General features: G+C 53.7%; 4 protein-coding genes. 1 reads left to right on the top strand and 3 read right to left on the bottom strand.

Features of this window, described 5'->3' with window-relative positions; genetic code table 11:
* Positions 1-117 precede the first annotated feature (117 nt).
* The 3 genes from BP822_RS09380 to BP822_RS09370 all read right to left on the bottom strand — a co-directional run bounded on the left by BP822_RS09380 (position 118) and on the right by BP822_RS09370 (position 3,681).
* Positions 118-1,482 carry an FAD-binding oxidoreductase gene (locus BP822_RS09380; RefSeq protein ID WP_286878186.1) on the bottom strand — a complete coding sequence of 455 codons (1,365 nt, stop codon included), beginning with the start codon at positions 1,480-1,482 and terminating at the stop codon, positions 118-120.
* A 67-nt stretch (positions 1,483-1,549) separates the two neighbouring features.
* Positions 1,550-2,896: a cytochrome c biogenesis CcdA family protein gene (locus BP822_RS09375; RefSeq protein WP_342473702.1), complete on the bottom strand. Its 1,347-nt coding sequence runs from the start codon at positions 2,894-2,896 to the stop codon at positions 1,550-1,552.
* A 212-nt stretch (positions 2,897-3,108) separates the two neighbouring features.
* On the bottom strand, positions 3,109-3,681 hold the full coding sequence (locus BP822_RS09370) for a hypothetical protein (RefSeq protein WP_013720392.1): 573 nt from the start codon (positions 3,679-3,681) through the stop codon (positions 3,109-3,111).
* A gap of 439 nt (positions 3,682-4,120) precedes the next feature.
* Here BP822_RS09370 and BP822_RS09365 point away from each other — a divergent pair, with 439 nt between their 5' ends.
* Positions 4,121-4,444, top strand: coding sequence for a winged helix-turn-helix domain-containing protein (locus BP822_RS09365; protein WP_286856832.1), 324 nt, complete (start codon positions 4,121-4,123; stop codon positions 4,442-4,444).
* Positions 4,445-4,849: the final 405 nt, after the last annotated feature.

Genomic DNA, 4,849 nt, shown 5'->3' with positions numbered 1-4,849 from the left:
TAGTTACGGAATAAAACCTCAGCCGTATACCTGGCGTTATTGTTGTTGTTGCAGGAGGCGAAATCCATCTCCTCCTGGATCGCTTCATGGTCCAGTCTGTCGTCAATGTGATATCAGTCACAGCCCTATCTTTCCTGGATTGAGTATCCCCCTGGGGTCAAGGGCCTTCTTGACCGCCCGCATCACATTCATCGTCTCCTCGCCCACCTGCTCTGCCATATACTCCGCCCGGGCAAGGCCTATCCCATGCTCGGAGCTGACCGTCCCCCCCAGGCTCAGAGCAGCTCGATGGATTCTGTCCGCTGCCGTCCTGAGCCGATCCCACTGATCCGGATCATTGACATCGATGAACAATGCGACATGCAGATTTCCGTCTCCTATATGGCCGTACTTCATGGCAGGAATGCCCACGCTTGCAGTGATCTGCTGCACTCTCTTAATCAGCGCCGGAATCTGCTTTATGGGAACCCCCACATCCTCGCCCATATAGATCCTGGTCTTCTTCGGGTCCAGACGCGAAATGGCCGCTCCCACCAGCCTCCTCGCCGCCCAGATGGGCTTCATCTCCCGGCCGGAAGCTTGCCTTATCGTAATGGCCATCGGCCGGCAGACCTCCTCTATCTGCGCTGCTGCCTCTGCGGTCGAATCTCCTGAGCCGTCCACCTCGAATAGTATCACGTCCCCGTCATCCGGCAGGACAAGCGCGGGATCGACGAGCCTCAGGACCTTCAGAGTGGTCCGGTCAAGTATCTCGCAGGCGGAGGGGGTTATGCCCTTGGAGAATACCGCTATCACCGCCTGGCCAGCAGCCTCTGCGCTCTCGAAGCTGGCGAATACCAGCCTTCTCTCTTTGGGCAGAGGGGCAACCTTCAGTCCCGCTCGGGTGATGATGCCCAGGGTCCCCTCTGCGCCAACGAATAGACGGGTGAGGTCGTATCCGGCTGCGGATTTGAGGTTCCGGGAGCCGGTATGAATCACCCTACCATCCGCCAGCACAACCTCTAAATCCAGCACATAGCTTCTGGTGGTGCCGTATTTAACCGAGCGCATGCCGCTACTGTTGTAGGAGATCATGCCCCCGATGGTGCAAAAGGCGCTGCTGCCCGGATCTGGGGGAAAGAAGAATCCATGAGGCTCAAGGGCCCGATTGAGCTTCTCTGCCACCACCCCCGGCTCAACGATGACCTGCAGGTTCTCCAGATCCATCTCCAGAATGCGGTTCATTCCAGACATATCCAAAACTACGCCCCCTAAGACCGGGGACGCCCCGCCGGCAAGTCCGCTTCCCGCTCCCCGGGCGACCACCGGCACATCCCTCTCATTGCACAGCATCATAATTCTGGAGACCTCTCCCGTATTCGCTGGTCGGACGACGAAATCTGGGTATCCAGAAATCTGAGAGGCGTCGGAAGAGTAGCAGCACCTCTCTGCCAGCGAGGAGGAGACTCGATCCCTCGCAATCTCCTGGAGGCTTTCCAGCATGGTCGAAATGTAATCTCACCTTCCTCTCGATATCCTCACACTGCAATTGCTGCGCCGTTATTGTACCCTACCATAACAGGTATCCAAAATACCTGACGGCATAGACCAGGCCCACCAGGATCACCAGCAGCCCGAAGATCTTGCTGGTCCACTCTCCCACCGATACATACTTCTCCCCGATCCTGCCGCCCACCATTCGGGAGAAGGTGGTGATGGGGATGATGGGCACTCCATGGCCGATGCCGAAGAAGAAGAGCATCGTCCCGCCGACCAGGGGGGCAACGTCCTGGCTTGCCAGCCAGATCAGGACCGGCATCACCATGGAGAGGGCACAGGGAGCCCAACCCAGGGCGAAGAAGATCCCCAGGGTGAAGGCGCCGATGAACGCAGAATAGCGGAAGAGCTTTAGCGAGAACTCCACAGCCTTTTGGAGCAGGCTCTTCTTCTCCTCCATAGGCCCATTTAAGCCCGAGCTCTCGGACGGCTCATCGAGCCCATCCATGGCAGCACGATGCAGGCGGATGCGATCCATGACCGGCTCGATGATCTCCCCCAGGGGCTTGAAGCTGCTGATTCCAAGCAGGACCATGATTACCCCGGCTAGAAGGTCAAAGAGCTTTGAATCCCGGAAGAAGACCCCTATCTGGGATATGAACAGGCCGAGCACAAAGAAGACAACCGCCATGCCGAGGGTGAAGGCGACGCCGATCATGAATCCCTCTCTTGAGGTGGAGGCGCTGGCTCGCAGGTATTCGTCCTTCCTGCGAACGGTCATCACATAAGAGAACACAGCAATCATCAGGGCGATGGAGCAGGGGGCAAGGGAGGTGAAGATGCCCAGAAGGAACATGCCAAAGGCGGTGACATCCTTCCTTGAGACCTCATTCTCCATTCTGGTCCAGAGGGAGGAGATCATGCTTGTTGCCCCCTCTGGGCGGGCCTCCACCTCTGCAGGAGGGGAGGCTTCCCCCTCCACCATAAGAGCTGTCCCATTGAGCTCCTGGATGTCATCCAGAAGGCTCAGGGCCTTCTGCACCCCATCTTCTATCCCTTCGCCCACCCGGTAGACGTGGTAGACCGGGCCGATTCTGCCCTCTTTGTCGATCAGAACAATGGTGGGATTGGAAGAGCCGCCTCTCACCGTCCAATAGTCCAGGTATTTGCTCCCTATGGGATATGGGTCCAGATCCTCGATCCAGGGCCAGGTTATATTGACCTCCCACCAGGTTTGGGCCAGCTCCCGGCCGTCAATGGAATAGGGGTTCTTCCTCAGGTTCAGGGTTACTATCTGGACATTGGTGTCTAGGGCCTTGAGGGCTGCAAGCTCCTCTACCTGCCCCGAGAGGGACTTTTCGCATTCAATGCATAGGGGGTTCTCGATATTTGTTATATGCAGGACCACCGGGGAGCCCATGAAATCGGATAGATTGAAGCTCCTTTGATCCCAGCTGGTTGCGAAAAAGTCCGGCGCCTGCGCTTCATCTGCTAGCGCGGGACTGATGGATAGGGATATGAATAATAGCGCGAATAAAGATATAATAGAAACTGGCAAAATGAGAGCGTGAGGGGGATTAGAGCCCGGCTTGCTCAGACCACCCACACCATCTTTCACTGCCATTAGGCCGATCACTGCTCCCAGTCAGCCGCATTCTGCTGGTGATAGTAAATGGAATCGTCTGCATAGCTGTTGATATCGTCCGTGCTCATGATATCAATCTCGCTATGCCAGCCAACCTCAACCTCGCCGTCCTCGTTCTCTATCAGAGTGAGGAAGATGGTGGTGGGAACATACTGCTTCTTGCCTGTGGGACTGTAGATATCCAGAACCTCCATCGCCTTCAGGATTCCGTCTCCCTCAGCCAGAATGCTGTAGAACCGGATATCGTCGTTGTGGATTTTTATAGCATCATTTATCCTGGGGACATGGGTCACGCAGGGCAGGCAGTTGTTCTGGTGGATCAGGATCAGCAGAGGTCTGTCCTCCAGAGCCTCAATAACCCAATCCGGGTGATTTACGGCAGAGCCAGAGTCGATGTTTTTGTCCGGGTATGTCGTCCACCAATCAGAATCACCCGAGCCTAGAGAATGCTCAGGACCATTGTCATCCTCTTCCTCTGCCAGGGCAAAGGCACAGAAAAGAGAGATGGCCAAAAGAGAGGTAATCAATATTGTGAGGAAATTTGTGAATCGATCAAGCATGATTTAAACCTCCGAATTCGTCCTCTTTTATTCTTTATTTGAATATTTAGAGATTCCCGTCTTCTTGCGATGATAGATCTGCAGCAACTTCTGCAGTGCTGGAATCGGCAGCAGTTTCTCCTTTGGGATTTTGGTGTCAAAGGCGTTTTGCCATGAGAGCATAGCCAGGCAGAAGAATGACAATAGCCCCTCAAGAAATCGCCAGACGTGGATCTCTTGCTTCCTTTATGCAGAACCATTACGAGCAATTAAGTCATAGTCCTCGGTATTTATCGCTTTTGGGCCGGGATCGGTATATACATTTCACATATAGCACATTGGGCCTGCATCCCGCACCTTGAACCAGTGACTATGACCAAATCTGCAATTTTAGCTCAGAAAAACTTTAAATTCAATGAAGTCGTATTTAAAAAAGGATACATATTGGAGGATATAAAAAATGGTCAATGAAACTGAGAAGAAACCGAGGTCCAGGAAGAAGAAAAGAATGACTGAAGCAGGAGTGGCAGCGGTCAAATCAAAGAGAGAGACTGGGAAGGGAGGGGGGATGACGGAGGAGTCTGTGGATCTGGTATTCGGTATCAATGCCGGCATAATTTGGGACCTGCTCAGCCTAAAGGGCCCGATGCCGGCCAGGGAATTGGCCAAGTCTGCCGCTCTGCGGATAGATGATGTCCATGGCGCACTGGGCTGGCTGGGCAGAGAGGGCAAGATCAATGTGAATAAGAAGGGACGGTCAAGGATTTATTCCCTGAGGCCTTGAATTATCTCGGGGCCTTATCGATCCAGCCCCGAAGGCTCATCTTCTTTTAATGGCTTCTCGCTATTTGGCATGGGTGAACTTGAATCGCAAATTCTCTGTATCCTTTTGCATCTGGGGTGAACCGCGATCCGGAACCAACCACAAACTTAAATGATCCTCAGGACAGGTATTATACAAGCAGGATGAAAACTGTGATAAGCCTGGTATTCCTGTTATGCTTGATATGGGCAGTGAAGGCTGCTGCCTCATTGGAACTCTGATTCCAACCCACAAACTAACCATGTTAACTCTCGTAGACAAGCATGCGTCTTGAACGCGAATGGAAAATTTGTCCCACGAAGGATTGTGCCCCCTTCTCTGACATCGCCCGTTATGCCCTGGGACCGAATGCCTCTGCCATCATAT

Source organism: Methanosaeta sp. UBA458, from assembly GCF_002496085.1.
Taxonomy (GTDB): Archaea; Halobacteriota; Methanosarcinia; order Methanotrichales; family Methanotrichaceae; genus Methanothrix; species Methanothrix soehngenii.
Note: the sequence above shows the minus strand (reverse complement) of the source record. Positions and strands in the feature narration are given on the sequence as shown.

Excerpts from the sequence above, each read along its gene's own strand:
- BP822_RS09375 (WP_342473702.1), bottom strand. The coding sequence starts at position 2,896 with ATGGGCTCCCCGGTGGTCCTGCATATAACAAATATCGAGAACCCCCTA.
- BP822_RS09380 (WP_286878186.1), bottom strand. The coding sequence starts at position 1,482 with ATGCTGGAAAGCCTCCAGGAGATTGCGAGGGATCGAGTCTCCTCCTCG.
- BP822_RS09365 (WP_286856832.1), top strand. The coding sequence starts at position 4,121 with ATGGTCAATGAAACTGAGAAGAAACCGAGGTCCAGGAAGAAGAAAAGA.
- BP822_RS09370 (WP_013720392.1), bottom strand. The coding sequence starts at position 3,681 with ATGCTTGATCGATTCACAAATTTCCTCACAATATTGATTACCTCTCTT.